Here is a 22,856-nt window from a genome sequence, read left to right as displayed (position 1 = left end):
GGCCGGGGCAGGGAGTGCGCAGATGCTCGTCGGAATTACGATCTTGCTTGTTTTCCAGTTGATCGGCGAAGTGACCGCCTATTTTCTCGGCGGCTTCGTGCCGGGACCGGTCATCGGCATGGCGATGATCGCCGTGGTCCTCACGCTGACCGGCGGCAAACCGCTCCTCGAATCCGCCCACCGGCAGACGCTCGACACCTCCAGGGCGATCCTCGCCAATCTCGGCATCCTCTTCGTGCCGGCCGGGGTCGGCATCATCCAGCACCTCGACCTCATCCGCGACCGCGGCCTGGCGCTGCTTGCCATCGTGCTGCTCTCGACCGTCATCACGCTCGCCGTCACCGTCTGGGTCTTCATCCTGGTGAAGCGGCTTTCCGGAGGCTATGCCGATGACTGAAGGGCTCTGGGTCTATCTCGCCACCTCGCCCCTGCTCTGGCTCGCCGCCACGCTGGCCGTCTGGCTGGCCGCCACCGGCCTTGCCGGGCTCAGCCCGGGAAATCCCCTGCTGAACCCGATCCTCTTCTCCATCGCCGCGATCGCGACGGTGCTCTGCGTCAGCGGGATCGACTACGCCGCCTATTTCGAGGGCGCGCAGTTCATCCACTTCCTGCTAGGCCCGGCGACCGTGGCGCTCGGCATCCCGCTCTACGAGAAACTGTCGCTGGTGAAGAGCAACCTCCTGCCGCTGCTCGCCGCCCTCTTTGCCGGCAGCCTTGCGGCGGTCGGCTCGACGGTGGTCTTCAGCCGGCTGTTCGGCTTCACGCCCGAGGTCGTCGCCTCGCTCGCCCCGAAATCCACGACCGCGGCGGTCGCCATGGCCATTTCGTCGGGCCTTGCGGGTGATCCGGCCCTTACCGCGGCCGTCGTCGTCCTCACCGGCATCTGCGGCGCGATCGTCGTGACGCCGATGATGAACGCCATGCGCATCAAGGACTACAGCGCCCGCGGCTTTGCCGTCGGCCTCGCCTCGCACGGCATCGGCACGGCGCGCGCCTATTCCGTGGATCCGGTCGCAGGCCTGTTTTCGGGAATCGCGATGGGGCTGAACGCGGTACTCACGTCGCTCATCGTGCATCTCTTCCTGTGACCGCTCACGCGATGGCGATGATCTCGAGCTCCTGCGCGCCGACGGTCACGAGATCGCCGACGGCCTTGCCCATGAGAATGCGGGCCACCGGCGCCACATAGGAGATCGAGCCGGCCTTGGGGTCGGCCTCGTCCTCGCCGACGATGCGGTAGGTCTGCACCCGACCGTCGTCGCGGCTGAAAGTGACGGTGCTGCCGAAGGAAACGACATCGTTCGAGGCCGGGGCGGCAACGAGCTCGGCGGTGCGGACCCTCTCGGCGAGATAACGCAGGTCCCGCCCGGGGCCGGCCGCCTGCCGCCGGCGCTCGTTGACGTCCTCGATGGCATTCGCCGCCGCATAGGCCTCGCGGGCCTCCTGAAGCTGCGCCTCCAGCGCCTTCAGCCCGGCCTCCGTGACGAGGTTCGGGTGCGGGGAAATCGCCCGTTCGGGCAGCAGGGTTTCCGCTGCCGTCTCGGCGCTTTCTTCCTTCATGAAGGCAACGCTCACGCTCGAACTCCATTCCTGTCGCGGCGGGCCATGGCCCGCGGGAACAGGAACCGTATCCCATCGCGAAAGGACGGGTCAATTCCTCGGCGGCGGAGCGCCGGCGGTCAGGCGTTCGGCGCCGGCATCGCGACGCCCAGCCGCTCCGCATCCCGGGCGAGCTTCGCCCAGACCGCATCGCCGACGGGAACGCCGCCCGACAGCGCCGCCTGCCGCTTGCGGGCCGCACTGTCGCCGGGCATGCGCACGGGACCGTTGTTCCAGGGGGCCGGCGGATTGTCCCGGCAGGCGGCGGCCGTCCAGTCCGCCTGGGTGGTGAAGGCGTCGAGCCCGGCGAAGAAGGCCGGATCCATCACCTGCAGGAAGGCGCTCTGCGCGAAGGTGCCGGGCGCGGTATTGGCGCGACCCTTTCCGGAAAGGCCCTGCCCCATGAGGTCGACCATGAGGGCGAGGCCGAAGCCCTTGTGCCCCTTGGCCACGCCGCCGAGCGGCATCATGGAGCCGCCGCGCTCGGTGATGTCGCGCGGGTCGCGGGTCGGCTCACCCGCCGCCGTGAGGCCCCAGTCTTCCGGAAAGTCCTCGCCGCGCTTGACGAGCGTCTGCGTCATCGTGGTCGTCGTGATCGAGCAGGAGACGTCGATCAGAATCGGATCGCCGAACGTCGGATAGCCCGCCGCCGTCGGATTGGGCGTCAGCAGCGGCCGGGTGCCGCCATAGGGCGCGACGCGCGCCGCGCCCGGATTGGAAACGGAGATCTGCACGATATAGCCGCGTTCGGTCACGCGGCGCATGAAGGCCGACAGCGCACAGGTATGGTGGCAGTTGCGGATGGCCGCCGCGACGATGCCATGATCGGCGACGCGTTCGCAGGCCTGGTCGAGCGCCCTGGTCAGCAGCCAGGCGCCCGGCAGCAGATTGCCGTCCCAGACGAAGGTGCTGCCCCGGTCGGCTACCACGTCGTAGCGGCCGGCCTTGGCCAGCGATCCGTCCTCGAGCGCCTCGAGATACCAGTGCAGCAAGCCCACCCCGTGCGTGTCATGGCCGATCATGTCGCCTTCGACGAGGATGGCGGCGGTGGCTTCAGCCTTGTCGGCCTCCATGCCGGCCTTGGCCAGCATGCGTTCGACGAAAGCGGTCAGGGCACGGTGGTCGACATGGGGCATCGGGCTATCCATCCATCGCTTGGCAGACGATGCGGGCCGGTCGGACCGGCCCGCACGACAGGCTTACTTGAACTTGATCTGGGAGAGCTGGAGCTCGGAATTCGTCGCGATCGTCGGCTTGAAATCCAGCCGGGGCGAGACGCGGGTGAAGCCGACCATGTGGAACATCGGGATATCGGCGATGATCTCCGCGTTCACCTTGGCGAACAGCTCCTTCCACAGCTTTGTGCGCTCGTCGCCCGTCGCCGTCGTCGCCTTTTCGATCAGCGCATCGACGGCCGGATCCCGCACCATCGAATGCGCGCCCGTCGAGGCATATTTGACGAAGGCGGTGAAGACCGGGTCGCCGGTGGCGTTGTCATGCTGCGACTGGGTCAGCGTCGGGCCGGAATCGGCCACATAGGGCGAGACGAAGTAGTTGTTCCACACCGACACGTCGTACATGTCGAGCTTCACGTTGAGGCCGACCTCCTGGAGCATCGCCATGATGGCTTCCATCGCCTCGGTGGCGTTCGGATACTGGCCATTGCGGCCGATGATGCGGACCACCTTGTCGACCGGTACGCCGTCGGCCTTCGCCTCCTCGACCAGCTTCCTGGCCTTTTCGGGATCATAAGGCCAGACGGGAATGTCGGCATTGTAGCCGATGGTCGTCGGCACGACGAGCTGGGTGGCGATCTGCGCCTGCTCGGGGAACAGCGTTCCGAGCATGGCCTGCCGGTCGATGGCAAGGTTCATCGCCTCGCGGATGCGCCGGTCGTCAAGCGGCGCCTCGCGCGTGTCGATGCGCAGGGACGTCGTCTCGGAATTCGGATAGGCGAAGTCCGTTTCCTTGTTCGTGGCATCCTGCAAGGCGACGGACGGCACGATATCCGCCTCGCCGGCCTCGACCATGGCCGCCGCCACGGCGCTGTCCGAGCGGAACAGATAGGTGGCCTGCTCCACGGCGGGCTGCTCGCCCCAATAGTTCGGGTTGCGCTTGAGGACGATCGACTGGCCGACCTCCCACTTGTCGAAGACATAGGCGCCGGTGCCGACGGGGTTGCGGGTGAATTCGTCGGCCGGCGTCGCCTCGGCGGATTCGACCGGCATGACGGTCATCAGCAGCGGAAGGATCGGCTGCGCCGGCTTGGTGGTGATGCGGATCGTATGCGCGTCGGGGCTCTCGAAGCTGAATTCGGTGCCGCCGAAATACTTGCCGCCCACCTCGCAGCTGAATTTGGGATTCTTGTTGCGCTCGATGGTGAACTGCACGTCCTTGGCCGTGAAGTCCTTGCCGTCGTGCCACTTGACGCCCGGCCGAAGCTTGAATTCCCAGGTATCGGCGTCGACCTGCGACCATTCCGTGGCAAGGCGCGGCTTCAGCCCGCCATTCACATAGTCGAACTCGACGAGCATCTCGTTGACATTCTCGGAAATGACGCGGCCGACATCCTGGCGGGCCGCCATGCAGGGCTCGACCACATCGACGGTTTCGGCAAGCACGATCGTCACGTTCCTGTTCGCGTCCTGCGCGGTGGCGTGGCCGGCGCCCAGCGCCAGCATCGTGGTGGAAAAACAGACAGTTGTCATGCGGCGTTTCATTTCGGTCTCCTCCCTCGGCATCCGGCAGGACGCCTCTTTTCTTTGATGAAATCCAGACCTGTGGGTCGCGATGGTGATCCGGGCAATTCCCCTCCGAATTGCGGATCAACTAATGCACATGCACACTAATATTCCAGTTCACCTCCTATTTCAAGCTTGGATGAGTCGGTTTGCGACGAGGAACTGCCGCAGGATGGCCTGCTGGTCGGACGAAAGCGGCCAGGCCGCGGGCGGGCGCGTCGAGCCGCAGTCGCAGCCCATCGCCGCAAGCGCCGCCTTCACGCCGGTGACATTGGCCCCGTTCAGTTCCATGGCGCGAACCGCTTCGAAAGGCGCCATATCCGCGATCAGGCCGCGCGCGGCGGCATAGTCGCCGGTTTCGAGCGCCGCATGGATGGCGATGGAGCGCTCCGGCCAGATGTTGATGAGGCCGGAGGTGAAGCCCCGCGCGCCGACGGCATAGAGCGCCGGCGCCCAGACCTCGGCGAGCCCGCCCACCCAGAGGATGCCGGGATCGCAGGCCGCGATCGCCTCGGCGAGCTTCAGCGGGTTCGGCGTCGCCCATTTCACCCCGATGACGCCGGGAATGGCGCAGAGCCGGGCGATGGCCGCGGTGCCGATGGCGTCGTTGCGCAGATATAGCACCAGGGGCAGTCCCGCGCCGGCCTCCGCCACCCGCTCGACATAGTCCACGACGCCGCGCGGGGCGGCGAAGGGATCGGGCGGCTGGTGCACCATGAGGCCCGCCGCGCCGGCGCGGCGGGCCGCGGCCGCCAGCCGGCAGGCGTCCTTCACCGACCGTCCCACGCCGGCGACAACAGGCGCGCGGCCGTCGACGAGCGCGCAGACCGCAGCGGCCATCGCCTCGGCCTCCTCGACGGTCAACGCATAGAACTCGCCGGTATTGCCGTTCACCACGGGCACATGCAGGCCCGCGGCGAGCGCCCGGTCGAGGATCGGGCGCAAGCGATCCGGCGCAACCCGGTCCTCGGCATCTAACGGGGTGACGAGGATGCCGGAAATGCCGCCCAGCGCCTTTCTCAGATCGCCCGCCATCATTTTGCCGACGCGATGAGGTCGCGCATCATCGCGATCTCCTCCTCGGAAAGGTCCGTCAGCGGCGCGCGCACCGGGCCGGCATCGAAGCCGCGCAGGCGCACGCCCGCCTTGACGGCGGAGACGGCATAGCCGCTCTTGCGGTCCCGGATCCGGGCGAAGGGATAGTAGAAGCCGCGCAGCATCTGCTCGCAGGTCGCATCGTCGCCGGCAAGAAAGGCCCCGTGGAACCTCAGGGCCGTCTCGGGAACGAAATTGAAGACCGCCGAGGAATAGGTCGGCATGCCGGCGCCGCGATAGGCCTGGGCGAAGAGCTCGTGCGTCGGCATGCCGCCGATATAGGACAGGCGATCGCCGAGCATCACCGTCACCCGCCGGACGGTGTCTATGTCGCCCGTGCCGTCCTTGAAGCCGATGAGGTTGGGGCATTCCTCGGCCAGTTTCGCCAGTTGCTCGGCGGAAACGCGGGCCTGGCCGCGGTTGTAGACGATGACGGCCATGCGAGTGGCCTTGCATACCGCGCGGATGCGGGCGGCAATGCCCTCCGGCGGCGCTTCGGTGAGGTAGTGCGGCAAAAGCAGGATGCCGTCGCCGCCGGCCGCCTCGATCTCGCGCGCCATGTCGCAGGCGATCCGCGTGCCGTAGCCGCAGCCGGCGATGACGGGCGCATCCCCCGCCACCATGCGTGCCGTCTTCACGACCTCGACCACCTCGCCCGGCGCCAGCGAGAAGAGCTCGCCCGTGCCGCCCGCGACGATGAGGCCCGCCACCGGATAGGACGAAAGCCATTCGAGATGCGCGGCAAAAGGTTTTGCCGCAAAATTGTCCTCGGCATCGAAGGGCGTGACCGGGAAGGACAGGAGGCCGTTGCGAATGATCTCGCGCAGGTCGGTCGGGTGGATCATGCTATTCTCCTTGGTTCGGTTGCGCCGCTCTTGCGGAAAAGCGGCGGGAAATTCCGATGGCCGTGCCGGGCGCGCGCGTCCTCTCGGCCGGAACGGACGCCCCGGCCTTGCAATGCTGTCGTGCCTTGAGGGCGGAGGGCCTAGCGGCCGTTCGCCGCCCGCCAATCGGCAAAGAGCGCGAGATTGGCCTCGTCGGTCGCCGGGTAGAGCCCGATGATCGTGTGCCCCGCCTTCACCCGCTCGACGACGAAGTCCTCGTAGGCGGTCATCTCGACAGCCTCGTCGGCGATCTCGTCGGCGATCTCCGCCGGGATGACGATGACGCTGTCGTCATCGCCGACCACCACGTCGCCGGGGAAGACCGCGACATCGCCGCAGCCGATCGGCACGTTGATGTCGATCGCCTCGTGCAGCGTCAGGTTCGTCGGGCTGGAGGGCCGGTTGTGGTAGGCGGGGATGTCGAGCGCGCCGATCACCATGGAATCGCGAAAGCCGCCGTCGGTCACCACCCCTGCCCCGCCGCGCGCCATCAGCCGCGTGATCAGGATGTCGCCGGCCGAGGCCGCGCGCGGATCCTTGCGGCTGTCCATGACGAGCACATGCCCTTCGGGGCAGGTCTCGATGGCGAGGCGCTGGGGATGTTTGGGATCGCGGAAGACGGACATCGGATTGCGATCCTCGCGGGCCGGCATGTAGCGCAGCGTGAAGGCCGGCCCGACCATGTTGCGCCCCTTGGCGCGGACAGGGCGCACATCCTGGATCGTCTGGTTCCGGAGGCCGCGCTTGTAGAGCGCCGAGCACAGGGTCGCGACGGAAACGCCCTGCAGCTTCTCACGGGTTTCGGGTTTCATCTGTCCTCCTCAATCGCCGAAGCGGCGGGTTTCAACGGTCCAGTCGCGCGCCCTGCCGGCAAGGCCGCAGCCCACCGGGCATGGCGCGCCTCGTCAGTTGATGACCGGTTCCGGCGTCTTGCCGCCGAATTCGGTGCGCAGGAAATCGAAGTCGCAGCCCTTGTCGGCCTGCTCGATATGCCGGGTGAACATGAAGCCGTAGCCGCGCTCGTAACGGGGCTCCGGCGGTCGCCAGGCCGCGCGGCGCGCGGCAAGCTCCGCCTCGGGAACGAGCATGTTGAGGCTGCGCGCCGGGATGTCGAGCTCGACGATGTCGCCGGTCCTCAGCAGGGCGAGCGGACCGCCGACGAAGGCCTCGGGCGAGACATGCAGCACGCAGGCGCCGAAACTCGTGCCCGACATGCGCGCATCCGACAGGCGCACCATGTCGCGCAGGCCGAGCTTCAGGAGCGCCTTGGGCATCGGGATCATGCCCCATTCCGGCATGCCGGGCCCGCCCTGCGGCCCGGCATTGCGCAGGACGAGCACCGTCTCCGGCGTCAGCGGGTAGTCCGGATCGTCGATGATCGCCTTCAGGTCGGGGTAACTGTCGGCCACGAGCGCCGGGCCGCGGTGACGGTGGAACCTGGGATCGCAGGCCGCCGGCTTGATGACCGCGCCATCGGGCGCGAGATTGCCCTTCAACACGGCCAGCGACCCCTCGTGGTAGACCGGATCGGAGAGCGGCCGGATCACGTCGTCGTTCCAGACCTTGACGGCATCGAGCCCCTCGACCAGCGGCCGGCCGGTCACGGTGATCGCGGTCGGGTCGAGCTTGTCGCCGAGCTGCTTCATCAGCGCGCGCAGGCCCCCGGCATAGAAGAAATCCTCCATGAGATAGGTCGAGCCCGACGGGCGGATATTGGCGATCACCGGCGTCGTGCGGCCGATGCGGTCGAGATCGTCCAGCTCCAGCGGAACGCCCGCGCGGCGGGCCATGGCGATGAGGTGGATGATGGCATTGGTCGAACAGCCCGTCGCCATCGCCACCGTGACGGCATTGTTCACCGCAGCCGGCGTGATAATCCGGTCCGGCGTCAGATCCTCCCAGACCATGTCGACGATGCGCCGGCCGCAGGCGGCCGACATGCGCTGATGGTTGGCATCGGCGGCCGGGATCGAGGAGGCGCCCGGCAGCGTCAGCCCCATCGCCTCGGCGATCGCCGTCATGGTGGAGGCCGTGCCCATGGTCATGCAATGGCCGTAGCTGCGGGCGATGCCGCCCTCGATGCCCTGCCATTCCTCCCTGGAGATCGTGCCGGCCCGGCGCTCGTCCCAGTATTTGAAGCCGTCCGTGCCGGAGCCCAGCGTCTTGCCGGCATAATTGCCGCGCAGCATGGGGCCGGCCGGCAGGTAGATGAAGGGGACGCCCATGGAGACCGCACCCATGACCAAAGCGGGCGTGGTCTTGTCGCAGCCGCCCATCAGCACCGCGCCGTCGATCGGATGGGAGCGCAGCAGCTCCTCGGTCTCCATGGCAAGGAGGTTGCGGTAGAGCATGGTCGTCGGCTTGACGAAATTCTCCGAGAGCGACAATGCCGGCAGCTCCATCGGAAAACCGCCCGCCTGCAGGATGCCGCGCTTCACCCATTCGGCCCGCTCGCGGAAATGCATGTGGCAGGGCTGGGCGTCCGACCAGGTGTTGATGATCGCGATGATCGGCTTGCCCTGCCAGTCCTCCGGCGCGTAGCCCATCTGCATCGTCCGCGACCGGTGCCCGAACGACCGCTGGTCGTCCGGCATCATCCAGCGGGCCGAACGCAGCTCTTCGTAGGTCTTCCTCCCGGCCATTTCCGTCTCCTTCCGCAGCCGCCTCCCGGCTGCGCCTCAACATCGATACTAATATTTTAGTTTTACATCTATATCAACATCTATATTTCTATTCTTGTGTATGAGCGGCACGCCGGATAACACTGCGGGAAAAAGGACCACCACGATGACCACATCGCTTGCCCAGACGTTCGGCCTTTCGTCACCCGGCTTCCCCGCCATCGCGGGAAGCACCGTGCAGCGCGTCTACGACGACCTGCGCAAACGCATCATCACGATCCAGCTGCCGCCGGACACCACGCTGTCGCGCACCGAGCTGACCGAGACCTACGAGGTCAGCCAGACCCCCATCCGCGAGGCGATGCAGCTCCTCAAGCAGGAGGGCCTCGTGCGCATCTATCCGCAGTCGCGCACCGTCGTGACGCGCATTGACGTGCCGCAGATCTACGAGGCGCATTTCCTGCGCGTGGCGCTGGAGACCGAGGTCTGCCGCCGCCTGGCGCAGGAGCCGGATCCCTCCACCGTCACGCGGGCCCGCTCCATCATCAAGATGCAGGAGGCCGTCGCCGACGATCCCGAGCAGATGGTCATCTTCCAGGAGCTGGACGAGCTGTTCCACCAGACGCTGTTTGCCGGCGTCAAGCGCAGCGGCCTGCACCAGTTGATCCGCGAGCGCTCTGGGCATCTGGAGCGCATCCGCCGCCTGCACCTTCCGGAGAAGGGCAAGGTGGTGAACATCCTCGAGGGCCACCGAGCGATCGTCGAGGCGATCGCGGCCGGCGACGAGCATGCCGCCATCGCCGCCATCCGCGATCATCTCAGCCGCACCGTCGCCAAGGTCGAGGAGCTGCGCAACGAGTTTCCGCACTACTTCGCCTGACGCACCGCCCCTGCTCCGTTCACCGGCGTCAGGAGCGGCTTTCCGGCGAAGAAGGCCGCAAGGTTGTCGATGACGAGCTGTGCCATGCGGTCGCGCGTCTCTTCCGTGCCGCTGGCGTGATGCGGGTAGAGCACGACATTGTCGAGCGCGGCGAAGGCCGGGTCCGGATGGGGCTCGTTGTAATAGACATCCAGCCCGGCCGAGGCGATCCTCCCCTCGCTGAGCGCACGGATCAGCGCCGGCTCGTCCACCACCGAGCCGCGCGCGATGTTGACGAGGCTGCCGGCCGGGCCGAGGGCGTCGAGCACGGCGGCGGAGATCAGCCCCTCGGTTTCCGCCCCGCCGGGCGTTGCGACCAGCAGGATGTCGGCCCATTCGGCCAGCTTCACCGGATCGTCGAAATAGGCATAGTCGTTGCCGGTTTTCCGCGACCGGCCGTAGTAGCCGATGGTCAGCCCGACGGCCTCGCAGCGCCGGGCGATGGCAAGGCCGATCCGGCCGAGCCCGACGATGCCCGCCCTCTTCCCGGCGGTCGACGTCGTCAGCGGCATCATGCCCTGCCGCCCCCAGTCGCCCGAGCGGACGTAGCGGTCGCCGACGACGAGCCGGCGCCGGGCGGCCAGCATCAGGAGCAGCGCCATGTCGGCGACATCGTCGAGCAGCACGTCGGAGGTGTTGGTGAGGGTGATGCCGCGCCGGGTCATCGCCGCGACGTCCATCTGGTCGTAGCCGGCCGAGGAGCAGGCGGCGAGCTTCAGGGCCGGCAGCCGCGCCAGGAACGCGTCGTCGATCGCCACATGGCCGTTGACCACCATGGCGGTGCAGCGCGGGCCGGCTTCCGCCAGCATCGCCTCGCGGTCATCGCCCTTCAGGAGATCGAGGCGGTGCACCGTATAGGCCTCTTCGAGCAGGGCCATCTGGCGCGGGCGGAGCGGATAGGCAACCAGAACATCGGATTTCATGCGGTGACACGTCCTTCTTCGAGGTTTCGGGCGGCGCGACGGGCGGCCTGGATATCGGGATCCGGATCGAGGCTCGCGGCGAGCAGCGCACGCGTATAGGGATGCTGCGGGGCATCGAAGATCTGCCGCACCGGGCCTTCCTCGACGATCTCGCCGGCCTTCATGACGATGACGCGGTCGGCGAAATCGCGCACGACCGGCAGGTCATGGGCGATGAACAGGTAGGAGAGGCCGAATTCGCGCCGGAGCCCGTCGAGCAGCGCGATGACCTGCGCCTGGATCGACACGTCGAGGGCGGACACCGCCTCGTCGCAGACGATCAGCTTCGGCTCCATCGCCAGCGCCCGGGCAATGGCGATGCGCTGCCGCTGGCCGCCGGAGAACTGGTGCGGATAGCGGCCGGCCATGTCCGGCTTCAGCCCGACCTTGACCAGCAGCTCGGCCACCTTCTCCCTCCAGCGCGCCTTGGGCAGGATATCCGGATGGATCACCCAGGCCTCGGAGATGAGCTGGAACACCGTCATGCGCGGATTGAGCGATTGCGTGGGATCCTGGAACACCATCTGCAGGTCGCGCCGCAGCCCGAACAGCTCCCGCGGGGTCATCGCCAGAAGGTCCCTGCCCCGATAGAGGATCTCTCCCCCGTCGGGATCGTCGAGCCGCAGCATGGCGCGGGCGAGTGTCGACTTGCCCGAACCGCTCTCCCCCACCACGGCGACCGTCTCGCCGGGCATGATCGCAAGGTCGATGCCCTTGAGCGCATGGAAGAGGCCGTAGTGCTTGTGCAGGCCGACCGCCTTGACGAGCGGTTCGCCCCGGCGCTCGCGCCCCTCGGGCATCGCCCCCTTCCCGGGCGCCGCGTCGATCAGCTTGCGCGTATAGGGATGCTGCGGGTTCCGGTAGACGGCCGCGGCCTTGCCGGTCTCCACGATGGAGCCGCCGTTCATCACCACGACCCGGTCGGCGATCTCGGCCACGACGCCGAGGTCATGCGTGATGAGGAGGAGGCCCATGCCGGTCTCCTGCTGCAACGCCTTCAGAAGCTCCAGCACCTGGGCCTGCACCGTCACGTCGAGGGCCGTGGTCGGCTCGTCTGCGATGAGGATGTCCGGCTTGCAGGCGAGCGCCATGGCGATCATCAGCCGCTGCCGCTGGCCGCCGGAGAACTGGAACGGATATTTGCGCATGGCCGCTTCCGGCTGCGGGATGCCGACACGCTCGAGGAGGTCCAGCGCGCGCCGTCGCGCCTCCGCCCCGGGGGTACCGTGCGTCGTCATCATCTCGCAGATCTGCCAGCCGACGGCATAGACGGGATTGAGATGGGCGAGCGGATCCTGGAAGATCATGGCGATCTTCGCGCCGTTGATCGCCCGGCGCTCTTCGGCATCCATGGCCAGCATGTCCCTTCCGTTGAAGAGAATGGCGCCGGCGGTGATCCTGCCGGGCGGCATGTCGATGAGGTTCATGATCGCCGAGGCGGAGACGGACTTGCCCGAGCCGCTTTCGCCGAGGATGGCCAGCGTCTCGCCGCGATCGAGATGCCAGCTGACGTCCTGCACGGCATTGACCGTGCCGGCAGCGGTATGGAACTCGACCGACAGGCCGCGGACCTCCAGCAGGTGTTCAGCCATTCCTGCGGCCTCCCATTTCAAGGCGCCAGCGCTGCGTCGGATCGAGCGCGATGCGCATCCAGTTCGAAAGAAGATTGAGCGACAGGGTCGTCAGGATGATCGCAAGGCCCGGCCAGAAGGACAGCCACCAGGCATTGGTGAGATAGGGCCGACCCTGGCTGACCATGAGACCCCAGGTGATCTCCGGCGCCTGGATGCCGATGCCGAGGAAGGAGAGCGAGGATTCGGCCAGCATGACGAAGGCGAAATCCAGCGTCGCGATCGTCACCAGCGTCGGCAGGATCACCGGCAGGATATGACGGAAGACGATGCGCCGGTGCGAGGCGCCCATCACGGTCGCGGCCTGCACGAACATGCGCTCGCGCACCTCCAGCACCTCGGCGCGCGTCGTGCGCAGGTAGATCGGGATGCGCGTGACGGCGAGCACCAGCACGATGTTGGCGACGGAGGGCTCGAGCATGTAGAGCACGATGACGGCGAGCAGCAGCGAGGGGAAGGACATGATGACGTCGCCGAGCCGCATGATCCACTGGCTGGCGGATCGCCGGCTGTAGCCGGCCACCAGCCCCAGCGTGCCGCCGACGAGCGACGAGGCCAGCACCGCCGCGCCCGCGACGAGCATCGTGTTCTGCGCCGCCACGACGATGCGGGCCAGCAGCGGCCGGCCGAGCGCGTCGGCGCCGAGAATGTAGATCCAGCCGCGCGCAAGATCGAAGGGCGGCGCGTTGCGGCCGCGCAGGTTCTGCTTCGTGGCGACCGCCTCCAGAAGGAGGGGGCCGAAGAGCGCACAGAGCAGTGCCAGCAGCAGGAAGAGCGCCGCGAAGAAGGCGAACTTGTCCGCCCACAGCATGGAGAACCAGCGGGCCAGCGCACCGCCCGGCTTTCGTCCGGAGAGAGTTTGCGTGTCGGTCATGGTCATCGCTCAATACCGGATACGGGGATCGAGCAGCGCATAGGCGAGGTCGATCAGGAGGTTCATGAGGAAGATCGCCAGCGCGGAGACCATGATCACGGCGAGCACAACGGCGAAATCGCGCAGCAGGATGGAATCGATCATCAGCTTGCCGATGCCCGGAAAGCCAAAGACCGTCTCGACCACGACGGCGCCGTTGAGGATCGCCGCGGCCTGGTCGCCGATCACGGTGATGACCGGCAGCATGGCGTTGCGCAGGCCGTGCACGAAGATGATGCGCGGCGTGCGCACGCCCTTCGCCCGCGCCGTCTTCACATAGGCGGAGGAGAGCACGTTGATCATCGAGCCGCGCACCACCTGCAGGATCAGGCCGAAGGGGCGGATGAAGAGCACGCTGACCGGCAGGATCCAGTGCAGCGCCGTCCCCGTTCCCGAGGTCGGCAGCCAGTGCAGGTTGACTGCGAAGATGACGATGGCGACGATGGCGAGCCAGAAATCCGGGGCGGAGGCGCCGATCAGCGAGAAGAAGGTGGCGATCCGGTCGAAGATGCCGCCGACGCGGAAGGCGGCGAGCGACCCGATGACGATCGCCGCCACCGTCACGCAGCTCATGGTGATGACGGCGAGCCGGAATGTCCAGGAGAAGGCCTCCAGCACCACCTCCATCGCCGGCCGCGCCTGGCGCAGCGAATGGCCGAAGTCAAGCTGCACGAGATCGGCGACATAGCGGCCGAACTGCACGATCAGCGGATCGTTGAAACCGTGCATCTGGCGGAACTGCTCGCGCATCTCCACGGACGCATCGAGCGGCAGGTAGAGGTCGGTCGGGTCTCCCGTCAGCCTCGACAGGAAGAACACAAGGACGACGAGCCCCACCAGCGAAACGCCGCTGGCAATGGCCCGCTTGCCGATGAATGATTTCATGCCACTCCTCCCGAGCGAGAATTTCATGGGTCCGGTCCTGCCGCGGCCGTCTTGCAGGAGGCCGCCCTCCCGGCTCCTGCAGGCCCCTGCGGACCAATCGACGGCACGTCGCCTGAACCCACCGTAAGTAATATATTAGTACATCTGAGATTTTTGTGAACCTGTTTTTTCACGTTTGGCGAAATCAGTCGCCGCCCTCGGCGCGGTGACGCCGCCACCGCGCGCCGCCGGCCGCCAGGAGCGCTGCGCCGAAGATGATCGCGGCACCGATCCAGGTCGTCACCGGCGCGACCTCGCCGAAGAACAGGAAGGCGAGCCCCGCCACGACCGGCAGGCGCAGGAAATCGAGCGGCGCGAGGAACGACGCGCTCGCCATGGCGAAGGCGCGCGTGATGAGCGCCATGTTGAGCGCCCCCAGCCCACCCTGCAACGCCAGCAGGCCGATCTGCGCCGGGCTCGGCGCCGCCCAGACCGGCAGAGCGGCGAGAAGGCCCAGCGGTGCCATCGCCAGCAGGTTCCAGGCGACGAGGCGATCGGTCGTGTCACGCAGCGCCATGCGCCGCAGGATTAGCTGGCTGATCGCCGTCAGGATCGCGCCGGCAAGGGCAAAGAGCAGCCAGGGATCGAACGCGCCGGCGCCGGGCCGTATGATGATGACGATGCCGATGAATCCGGCCAGCACGCCGAAGACCACGGACAGCGCGACCTTCTCCTTGAGGAAGATCCAGGCGCCGAGCGTGAGGAAGATCGGCATGGTGAAGTTGATCGCCGTGGCATCGGCGAGCGGGGCATGCCCGAAGGCGATGAACAGGGCGACGAGCGAGGCGAACTTCAGGCCCGCGCGCACGACGTGCAGCGCGCGATAGGGGGACGCCATGATCTCGACCCGCCGCAACAGGAATGGCAGCACGGCGAGAAGGCCGAACAACGCCCGGAAGAACCCGATGATCAGCGGATGGACGCCGCCCGCCAGCATGCGCACGATCACCGCATCGAGCCCCGCCAGCATGGCCGCACACACCATGATGAGCACTGCCGCGCCTGCCCGCGGCCCCGGCACCGCCGCCCTCACGCAAAACCGCCCGCGACCGGCCCGGATATGATGTGGAACGCCATGACCTTCCTCCGCGCACGCCCCTCTTCCTGCGCGCGAACTTACGGCATGGCGACGCGGCGATCCATACTAAAATATAAGAATATTAGTACCGAAGGTGGGAGATCACGCAATGGCATAGCCGGCTGCCACGGGCACCAGCGGCACGGTTGAGAAGTGAATGTAGCTTATCTACATTTTTTTTGACAAATGTAGATTTCTTCATTATACCCATGCTCACCCACGGCGGTGAGACGCGAGGACCCGACCGGTCTTTGCAGGAGGCCGTGGCGTCACCTGGAGGAAATCGATATGTCACGCCGTTTCGCGCTGGCCTCAGCGCTCGTAGTCCTGTGCTCGCACGTCTTTTCGGCCGGTAGCGCCGATGCTGCGGGAATGACCGTCTATTGCCCGATGTCGGAAGACGATTGCGGCGCCGTGCTGAAGGCCTTCAAGGACGATACCGGCATCGAGGCGCAGTTCGTGCGCATCGGCGCCGGCGAGATCCTCGCCCGCATCCGCGCCGAAAAGGCCAATCCGCAAGCCGGCCTCTGGCTGGCAGGCGCGGCGGACAACTTCATCCAGGCGGCCGGCGAAGGCCTGCTTGCCGCGCACAAGGCCGCTGGCATCGACAAGGTCGATCCGCGCTACACCGACAAGGAAGCCCGCTGGACGCCGATCTCGCTGTCGCCCATCGTCTTCGCCTACAGCCAGCAGGTGCTCGACGAAATCGGCGCCAAGCCGCCGACGAGCTGGGAGGCCTTCGCCGATCCGGCCTTCAAGGACAGCGTGGCGCTCGCCCATCCGGCCTCGTCCGGCACGGCCTATGTCGCGCTCGCCTCGACCGTCCAGCTGCTCGGCGAGGAGCCGGCCTTCACGCTGATGAAGGAGATCGACAAGAACGTCGTGCAGTACACCCGCTCCGGCATCGCCCCCTCCCGCATGGTCGCCAACAACGAGATCGCGCTCGCCATGGCCTATACGCAGGACATCGAGGCGGCGCTCGCCCAGGGTTATCCGGTCGGCTATTCCTTCCCGGAGGAAGGCACCGGCTTCGAGGTGAATGCCGCCGCTGCCATCGCCAATGCGCCGGAGGAGCAGGCCAAGGGCGCCAGCGCCTTCCTCGACTGGGTGCTGACGGAAAAGGGCCAAGCCGCCATCGGCGCCACCTTCCGCGGCCCGATCGTGCCTGGCTACAAGAACCCGGATGCCAGGATCGACCTGTCGAACGTCAAGATGATCGACTACGACTTCACCTGGGCCGGCGAGAACCGCGCGCGCCTGCTGGAGCGCTACGAGAACGACGTCCGCCACAAGGCCGACGCCAAGTAAGCCACTCCGACCACCGACCGGCCGCCGCCTCCCCTCTCCCAGCCGGCTGCCCTTTCTTCCCGGCGGGGAGAAAGGGCAGCCCCTGGCAAGGGGCTTGTCAGCAGGCGAAAGGCTCGCTCTCTTTGTCTTCATGCGGTTCCGCGCGGACCGCTCAAGGAGCCCCATCATGACCCTCGCCTCGCAAGCGACGCCGTCCGGGCGGACGGCGGCAGCGCCGGCCTTCCTGCGCAACATCGTCGTCGATCCCTGGCTGTTCGGCATTTTCGCCGTCACCACGCTTTCGGTGCTGGTCTTCGCCGCCCTGCCGATCTTCACCGTCCTGAAACAGGCGGTCGTCACCGAGCACGGCTTCGACATCGCCGTCCTCATCAGCACGCTGTCGCAGTCCTTCGTCTGGGAATCGCTCGCCAACACGCTGCTGCTCGGCGCCACCTCGGCGCTGATCGCCACGGCCGCCGGCTTCCTGCTCGCCTTCTCCGCGACACGCACCACGATGCCGGGCAAGATCTTCGTGCATGGCGTGGCGCTCCTGCCGATCATCTCGCCGCCCTTCGTCATGGCGCTGGCGGTGGTCATCCTGTTCGGCCGCTCGGGCCTCATCACCCGCGAACTGCTCGGCATCCGCAACGCCAATGTCTACGGCTTCCATAGCCTCGTGCTGATCCAGTCGCTTGCCTTCACGCCCATCGCCTATCTCAACATCCGCGGCATGCTGCAATCGATCGACAGCGCGCTGGAGGACGCCTCCGCCTCGCTCGGCGCCTCGCGCTGGACGACCTTCTCGCGGGTCACGCTGCCGCTGGTGACGCCGGCCATCCTCTCCTCCACGCTGCTCGTCTTCGTGAAGTCGGTCGAGGATTTCGGCAATCCGATGCTGATCGGCGGCAATTTCAACACGCTTGCCGTCGAGGCCTATTCGCAGATGGTGGGCTACTTCAACCTGCAGGCCGGCGCATTGCTCGCCAGCCTCATGCTGGTGCCCTCGATGACCGCCTTCCTCATCCACCGCTACTGGGTGAGCAAGCGCAGCTATGTCACGGTCACGGGCAAGCCCTCCGCCCAGACGATCCGCATTTCCGGCGCGGTCGTCGTGCCGCTCACCATCGCCTGCTACGCCATCGTGCTTGCCATCCTGCTCTTCTACCTGACGGTGATCTACGTCTCCTTCACCAGGCTGCCGGGCGTCGACAACACGCTGACGACGGCGCACTACGTCACCGTCTTCACCGCCGGCTTCCACACGCTCAGCAACTCGCTGCTGCTCGCGGGCATCGCAACGCCCGTCACCGCCATCGCCGGCATGCTGATCGCCTATCTCCTGATCCGCAAGGCCTTCCCGGGAAGCTTCCTGCTGCGCTGGGGCACGCTCCTCTCCTTCGCCGCGCCCGGCACCATTCTCGGCATCGGCTATGTCAGCACCTTCAACGCCCCGCCGCTGCTCCTGACCGGCACCGCCTTCATCGTCATTGCCGCCATGGTCGTGAAGAACCTGCAGGTCGGCATCGAGGCCGGCTCCAACCAGCTGCGCCAGATCGACAAGTCCATCGAGGAAGCCTCCACCATTCTCGGCGCCTCCAACACGCGGACCTTCTTCCAGATCACCCTGCCGCTCCTGAAGCCCGCGCTGTTCACCTCGCTCTCCTATGCCTTCACGCGCTCGCTGACGACGCTGTCGGCGGTGATCTTCCTCGTCTCGGCCAACTGGACGCTGATCACCGTCACCATCCTGTCGCAGGTGGAAACGCTGAAGCTCGGCGTGGCGGCCGCCTATTGCAGCATCCTCGTCTTCGTCGTGCTCGCCATCCTGGCGCTCATGCAGCTCGTTCTCAATTCGACATCGAAGAGGTAAGCCCCATGTCGAAAGTCATCTTCTCCAACATCACCAAGCGCTATCCCGGCGTTGCCGGCGCGACCGCCGTCGACCGGCTGAACCTCACCATCGAGGAAGGCACGCTCGTCACCCTGCTCGGCCCCTCCGGCTGCGGCAAGACGACGACGCTGCGCATGCTCGCCGGCTTCGAGACGCCGACGGACGGCACGATCACCATAGGCGGGCGCGATGTCACCAACGTGCCGGTCAACGCCCGCAATGTCGGCATGGTGTTCCAGAGCTACGCCCTCTTCCCGCACATGACGGTGCGCGAGAACGTCGAATACGGCGTGCGCCTTCTGCCCCTGGCCAAGGGCGAGATGAAGGACCGGGTCGATTCCATCCTCGAGACCATGGCGCTCGCGCAATATGCCGACCGCGCGCCCGCGCGGCTCTCCGGCGGCCAGCAGCAGCGCGTGGCGCTCGCCCGCGCCGTCGTCACCCAGCCGAAGGTGCTGCTCTTCGACGAGCCGCTTTCCAACCTCGACGCGCAGCTGCGTGAGCGCATGCGCGACGAGCTGCGCGCCATCCAGCTGCGCCTCGGCATCACCAGCCTCTACGTCACCCACGACCAGAGCGAGGCCATGGCGATCTCCGACCGCGTGGTGGTGATGCGCGGCGGCGTCATCGAGCAGGACGACACGCCGCTCAACGTCTATTCCCGCCCCGGCACCGGCTTCGTCGCCGAATTCATGGGCAAGGCAAACATTCTTCGCGGCACGGTCGAGACCGTGGACGAGACAACGGTGCGCGTGCGCATCAGCACGACGGTCGCCTTCACGCTGGCGCGCGGCCCCCGCGCCTTCAGGCCGGGCGAGGCGGTGCGCTGCGTCGTGCGGCCGGAGCATATCCGGGTCGATCCCGACGGTGCGATGGAGGCGAAGGTGCGCCGCGTCGTCTTCCAGGGCGCCCATGTCGAGTACCTTACCGAGATCGAAGGCCAGGAATGCGTCTTCCTCGACAGCGACTATTACCGGACGGGCGTTGCCGAGGTCGGCCAGACGCTGCGCCTTTCCATCGACAGCCGGCCGGTCTGGATCCTGCCGGAAACCGAAACAGCCAGCATGGGAAAAGCCGCATGACCCTCAACCAGCCCCTCACCACGGACCTTCATGACATGATCGCGACCGTGGCCTGCGAAGCCGCACTGGCCGCCGGCATCGTCGCGCACCGGGGCTTCGTCAATGCCAGCCCGGAAACCCTGCAGACCCAGCAGAAGGCCGGCTTCTTCGACATCGTGACCGCCTCGGACAAGGCGGCGGAACGGGCCGCGTGCGACACGATCTGGTCGCGCCTGCCGGCCTCGCGCATCCTCGGCGAGGAAGGCGGCTGGCAGGGCGAAGGCGAGACGACCTGGATCATCGACCCGATCGACGGCACCAGCAATTTCGCCTCGGGCCTGCCCTTCTTCTGTGTCTCGATCGCCGCCTATCACGCCGGCAAGGCGGTCTGCGGCGTCGTCTACGATCCGGTCCGCGAGGAGCTGTTCATGGCCGCGCACGGCCGGCTGACGCTGAACGGCGAGCCGACAAAACCCTTCCTGCGCGGACGCACGGACCGCGAGGTGGAAGTGCTGACGAATGCGCCCTACGAGGGCGAGCGCCCTTCCCGCGCCGCCCAGGAAGCCCATGCCGACCTCGTCAACGCGTTCCGCGCCGTGCGCCGGCTCGGCTCCTGCGCGCTGCATCTTGCCTATGTCGCCGTCGGCCGCGTGGCGGTCTGCTACGAATCGAAGTTCAATGCCTGGGACATCGCGGCCGGAATCCAGCTGGTCGAGGCGGCCGGCGGGCAGGTCGTCGCCGCGGACGCGGAGGGGCGGCGCATCGAGCCGCACGAGGATGCGCTGGCATCGGTCAAAAGGCTCGTTGTGGCGCAGGCCGGTTTTGACTATCAATCGTCCTGCCTGTCGGCGGTGATGGCCGGCAGCACACTGTGACCGTCACCCGCAAGACCATCGTCCCGCCGGCACAAAGGGTTCCATGCTCGACCTGATCAGGCAATCGCTGTCGCAGTTCACGCCCGCCGAGCGCAGGATCGCCGAGGCGATCCTCGACACGCCGAGCACGGCGATCACCTGGTCGATCACCGATGCCGCACGCATCGCCAAGGTCAGCGAGCCGTCGATCATCCGCTTCTGCCGCCGGCTCGACTGCGACGGCTTTCCGGATTTCCGGCTGAAGCTCGCCCAGCAGCTGGCCGTGCGCCAGGCGCCGGCGAGCACGGCGGAAAGCGGCGCGGATCCCTTCACCGGCCTCGTCGACGACGTCTTCAACCGCGCGGCGGAATCCCTGCGCGAGGCGCGGCACGATCTCGACCTCGACTCGCTCCGGCGCGCCGTGGACCTGCTCGCCGGCGCCCGCCGCATCGACGTCTACGGCTATGGCGGCTCCGGCTTCCTGGCGGGCGAGGCACAGCACCGCCTCGCCTCGCTCGGCATAGCGAGCGTCGCCTATGCCGACCCGACGCTGCAGATGGTCTCCGCCCCGCGGCTGACGGCGCAGGACGTGCTCTTCGTGCTCTCCTTCTCCGGCCGCACGAGCTACCTCATCGCCAATATGGAGATCGCCAAGAAGGCCGGCGCGCGCATCCTGTCGATCTCGCCCGGCGGCTCGGTCGTCGCCTCGCTCGCCGAGGAGAACATCAATCTCAACGCCTACCGTGCCTCCGGCCATCCGCTCATCGTGCCGACGGGCCGCGCGCCGATGTATGTGATGCTCGACGTGCTCTTTGCCCTGCTCGCCCGCAAGCGGGAGGCCGGGCCGCCTGCCTGATCCGGCCGCCTTGCGGTTTCAGGGCGCCTCAAACTTCACCATCGTGCCGCCGCCGGTCGCCTGGTCGGTCGGGAAGACCTCGACGCGGGCGACATCGACATGGGCGGGCAGAGCGATCACGTCGTGGACGATCTGCGCGATGTTTTCCGGCTGGATGGGCCGGTAGCCGTCATAGAGCGCGGCATTCGCCTGGTCGCCGGGAAGGGAGGTGCGGTAGAGCGCCGTCTGGACGCGGCCGGGCACGATCTCGCTCACCCGCACGCCGGTGCCGAGGAGGTCGCAGCGCAGGTTGTCGCAAAAGAGGCTGAGGCCTGCCTTCGAGGCACCATAGGCGCCCATGTTCGGATAGGGCGCCTGGCCGCCGCTGGAACCGACATAGAGGAGATGGCCGCGCTTGCGCGCCACCATGCCGGGCAGGAAGACCCGCGTCAGGTGCATCGGCGCCTTGAGATTGACATCGATCATCGCGTCGATCTCGGCGGGGTCGATGTCCTGGAAAGCCGCGCGGGTCGACAGGATGCCGGCATTGTTGACGAGGATGTCGACCGCGACGCCCGCCAGCGCCTCGGCGATACGCGCCGTATCGCGCACGTCCGCCTCGACGGGGATCGCCCCGCAGCGTTCCGCCAGCCCGGCAAGCGCCGCCGCGTTGCGGCCGACGGCGTAGACCGCCAGTCCCCGCCCCCGCAGCATCGGCACGATGGCCTCGCCGATGCCGCTGGTAGCCCCCGTGACGACGGCGACGCGGTTTGCGTCAGACATAGATGTAGCCCCCGCTGACCACGACGTTCTCGCCCGTCGCATAGGTGTTGCGGCTGGAAGCCATCATGACGATCCACTCGGCCATTTCCACCGGTTCAGCCGCCCGGCCGAGCGCGCTTGCCCTGGCAAGTTCCGGCAGGAAGCCGAGTTCCCTGGCGCGGTCCGTGGCAAAGCCGGCCGGCGCGACCGAGTTCACGAGGATCTGGTCCTTGGCACATTCCTGCGCGAAGGACTTGGTGAGGCTGACGACCGCGGCCTTGGTGGCGGCATAGTGGGCATTCTGCGGATGCGCCTTGAAGGCATCGACCGAGGTGACGTTGACGATGCGGCCGGTCACCTCCGGCAGGGTCACGAAACGGCGCATGTGGCGCACCGCCGCGACCATCATGTGATAGGTGCCCTTGATGTTGATGGCGTTCTCCAGGTCCCAGTCCTCGTCCGTGATGTCGAGGATCGGCTTGCGCGGATAGATGGCGGCGCTGTTGACGAGGGCATGGACGCGGCCGAGCTTTTCCGCAACCGCGGCGAACCCGCCATGGGCCGTCTCGGCCCGGGAAATGTCGGCAACGGCGGTCGCCACCTCGGCGCCCATCGCGGACAGCGCCGCCGCGGAGGAAGCGAGCAGCGCCTCGTTGCGGTCGATAAGGCCGATCTTCGCAGCGCCCCGTTCCACCATCAGCCGGGCCGTGACGAGACCGAGCCCCGAAGCGCCGCCGACGATGACAACAGACTGGTCCCGCATGCTCCATCTCCTCCGCGTTTTTCGCGGCAACGCCAT

The 22,856-nt window shown here is 67.2% G+C and carries 22 protein-coding genes; 8 read left to right on the top strand and 14 right to left on the bottom strand.

The window, feature by feature from the left end:
• Positions 1-22 precede the first annotated feature (22 nt).
• Together MUU56_RS05700 and MUU56_RS05695 are read left to right on the top strand one after the other, a co-directional pair.
• On the top strand, positions 23-397 hold the full coding sequence (locus tag MUU56_RS05700; protein ID WP_244766345.1) for a CidA/LrgA family protein: 375 nt from the start codon (positions 23-25) through the stop codon (positions 395-397).
• On the top strand, positions 390-1,088 hold the full coding sequence (locus tag MUU56_RS05695) for an LrgB family protein (protein WP_244766344.1): 699 nt from the start codon (positions 390-392) through the stop codon (positions 1,086-1,088). The genes MUU56_RS05700 and MUU56_RS05695 overlap by 8 nt, the downstream gene beginning before the upstream one ends.
• A gap of 4 nt (positions 1,089-1,092) precedes the next feature.
• On the opposite strand, the gene greA is transcribed toward MUU56_RS05695, so the two are convergent.
• The 7 genes from greA to araD form a co-directional block, all read right to left on the bottom strand.
• A complete protein-coding gene (gene greA, locus MUU56_RS05690) occupies positions 1,093-1,575 on the bottom strand; it encodes a transcription elongation factor GreA (protein ID WP_244766343.1) in 483 nt (160 codons plus the stop codon).
• Between the two features lie 104 nt (positions 1,576-1,679).
• Positions 1,680-2,735 carry an Ldh family oxidoreductase gene (locus MUU56_RS05685; RefSeq protein WP_244766342.1) on the bottom strand — a complete coding sequence of 352 codons (1,056 nt, stop codon included), beginning with the start codon at positions 2,733-2,735 and terminating at the stop codon, positions 1,680-1,682.
• A 63-nt stretch (positions 2,736-2,798) separates the two neighbouring features.
• Positions 2,799-4,307, bottom strand: a complete 1,509-nt coding sequence (locus MUU56_RS05680; RefSeq protein ID WP_244766341.1) for an ABC transporter substrate-binding protein — start codon at positions 4,305-4,307, stop codon at positions 2,799-2,801.
• 162 nt (positions 4,308-4,469) lie between these two features.
• Complete coding sequence (locus tag MUU56_RS05675; protein WP_244766340.1) at positions 4,470-5,375, bottom strand: dihydrodipicolinate synthase family protein; 906 nt, start codon at positions 5,373-5,375, stop codon at positions 4,470-4,472.
• On the bottom strand, positions 5,375-6,280 hold the full coding sequence (locus MUU56_RS05670) for a 5-dehydro-4-deoxyglucarate dehydratase (RefSeq protein ID WP_244766339.1): 906 nt from the start codon (positions 6,278-6,280) through the stop codon (positions 5,375-5,377). The genes MUU56_RS05675 and MUU56_RS05670 overlap by 1 nt, the downstream gene beginning before the upstream one ends.
• 140 nt (positions 6,281-6,420) lie before the next feature.
• Positions 6,421-7,131 carry a ribonuclease activity regulator RraA gene (locus MUU56_RS05665; protein WP_244766338.1) on the bottom strand — a complete coding sequence of 237 codons (711 nt, stop codon included), beginning with the start codon at positions 7,129-7,131 and terminating at the stop codon, positions 6,421-6,423.
• A gap of 93 nt (positions 7,132-7,224) precedes the next feature.
• Positions 7,225-8,961: an L-arabinonate dehydratase gene (gene araD / locus MUU56_RS05660; RefSeq protein WP_244766337.1), complete on the bottom strand. Its 1,737-nt coding sequence runs from the start codon at positions 8,959-8,961 to the stop codon at positions 7,225-7,227.
• Between the two features lie 145 nt (positions 8,962-9,106).
• Between araD and MUU56_RS05655 the strand changes: the two genes are divergently transcribed.
• Positions 9,107-9,820, top strand: coding sequence for a GntR family transcriptional regulator (locus MUU56_RS05655; RefSeq protein WP_244766336.1), 714 nt, complete (start codon positions 9,107-9,109; stop codon positions 9,818-9,820).
• Here the strand turns inward: MUU56_RS05655 and MUU56_RS05650 are convergent.
• The 5 genes from MUU56_RS05650 to MUU56_RS05630 form a co-directional block, all read right to left on the bottom strand.
• Complete coding sequence (locus tag MUU56_RS05650; RefSeq protein ID WP_244766335.1) at positions 9,808-10,782, bottom strand: 2-hydroxyacid dehydrogenase; 975 nt, start codon at positions 10,780-10,782, stop codon at positions 9,808-9,810. The two genes, MUU56_RS05655 and MUU56_RS05650, sit on opposite strands and share 13 nt — an antisense overlap.
• On the bottom strand, positions 10,779-12,413 hold the full coding sequence (locus MUU56_RS05645; RefSeq protein ID WP_244766334.1) for an ABC transporter ATP-binding protein: 1,635 nt from the start codon (positions 12,411-12,413) through the stop codon (positions 10,779-10,781). The genes MUU56_RS05650 and MUU56_RS05645 overlap by 4 nt, the downstream gene beginning before the upstream one ends.
• Positions 12,406-13,326: an ABC transporter permease gene (locus tag MUU56_RS05640; protein WP_398430904.1), complete on the bottom strand. Its 921-nt coding sequence runs from the start codon at positions 13,324-13,326 to the stop codon at positions 12,406-12,408. Before MUU56_RS05640 ends, MUU56_RS05645 begins: the two co-directional genes overlap by 8 nt.
• Before the next feature lie 9 nt (positions 13,327-13,335).
• On the bottom strand, positions 13,336-14,250 hold the full coding sequence (locus MUU56_RS05635) for an ABC transporter permease (protein WP_244766332.1): 915 nt from the start codon (positions 14,248-14,250) through the stop codon (positions 13,336-13,338).
• Between the two features lie 184 nt (positions 14,251-14,434).
• Complete coding sequence (locus tag MUU56_RS05630) at positions 14,435-15,274, bottom strand: DMT family transporter (protein ID WP_244766331.1); 840 nt, start codon at positions 15,272-15,274, stop codon at positions 14,435-14,437.
• Between the two features lie 381 nt (positions 15,275-15,655).
• On the opposite strand from MUU56_RS05630, the gene MUU56_RS05625 reads away from it, so the two are divergent.
• From MUU56_RS05625 to MUU56_RS05605, 5 genes are all read left to right on the top strand, one after another.
• Positions 15,656-16,675, top strand: a complete 1,020-nt coding sequence (locus MUU56_RS05625; protein WP_244766330.1) for an ABC transporter substrate-binding protein — start codon at positions 15,656-15,658, stop codon at positions 16,673-16,675.
• A gap of 166 nt (positions 16,676-16,841) precedes the next feature.
• A complete protein-coding gene (locus tag MUU56_RS05620; RefSeq protein WP_244766329.1) occupies positions 16,842-18,524 on the top strand; it encodes an ABC transporter permease in 1,683 nt (560 codons plus the stop codon).
• A 5-nt stretch (positions 18,525-18,529) separates the two neighbouring features.
• Positions 18,530-19,627: an ABC transporter ATP-binding protein gene (locus tag MUU56_RS05615; protein ID WP_244766328.1), complete on the top strand. Its 1,098-nt coding sequence runs from the start codon at positions 18,530-18,532 to the stop codon at positions 19,625-19,627.
• Positions 19,624-20,481 carry an inositol monophosphatase family protein gene (locus tag MUU56_RS05610; RefSeq protein WP_244766327.1) on the top strand — a complete coding sequence of 286 codons (858 nt, stop codon included), beginning with the start codon at positions 19,624-19,626 and terminating at the stop codon, positions 20,479-20,481. The genes MUU56_RS05615 and MUU56_RS05610 overlap by 4 nt, the downstream gene beginning before the upstream one ends.
• Positions 20,482-20,524: 43 nt before the next feature.
• Positions 20,525-21,316 carry a MurR/RpiR family transcriptional regulator gene (locus MUU56_RS05605; RefSeq protein ID WP_244766326.1) on the top strand — a complete coding sequence of 264 codons (792 nt, stop codon included), beginning with the start codon at positions 20,525-20,527 and terminating at the stop codon, positions 21,314-21,316.
• A gap of 18 nt (positions 21,317-21,334) precedes the next feature.
• On the opposite strand, the gene MUU56_RS05600 is transcribed toward MUU56_RS05605, so the two are convergent.
• Together MUU56_RS05600 and MUU56_RS05595 are read right to left on the bottom strand one after the other, a co-directional pair.
• Positions 21,335-22,078, bottom strand: coding sequence for an SDR family oxidoreductase (locus MUU56_RS05600; protein ID WP_244766325.1), 744 nt, complete (start codon positions 22,076-22,078; stop codon positions 21,335-21,337).
• Complete coding sequence (locus MUU56_RS05595) at positions 22,071-22,820, bottom strand: SDR family NAD(P)-dependent oxidoreductase (RefSeq protein WP_244766324.1); 750 nt, start codon at positions 22,818-22,820, stop codon at positions 22,071-22,073. The genes MUU56_RS05600 and MUU56_RS05595 overlap by 8 nt, the downstream gene beginning before the upstream one ends.
• Between the last annotated feature and the right edge of the window lie 36 nt (positions 22,821-22,856).

The sequence above is a fragment of the Shinella yambaruensis genome, assembly GCF_022899355.1.
Taxonomy (GTDB): domain Bacteria; phylum Pseudomonadota; class Alphaproteobacteria; order Rhizobiales; family Rhizobiaceae; genus Shinella; species Shinella yambaruensis.
This window is presented reverse-complemented; position numbering and strand designations above follow the sequence as displayed.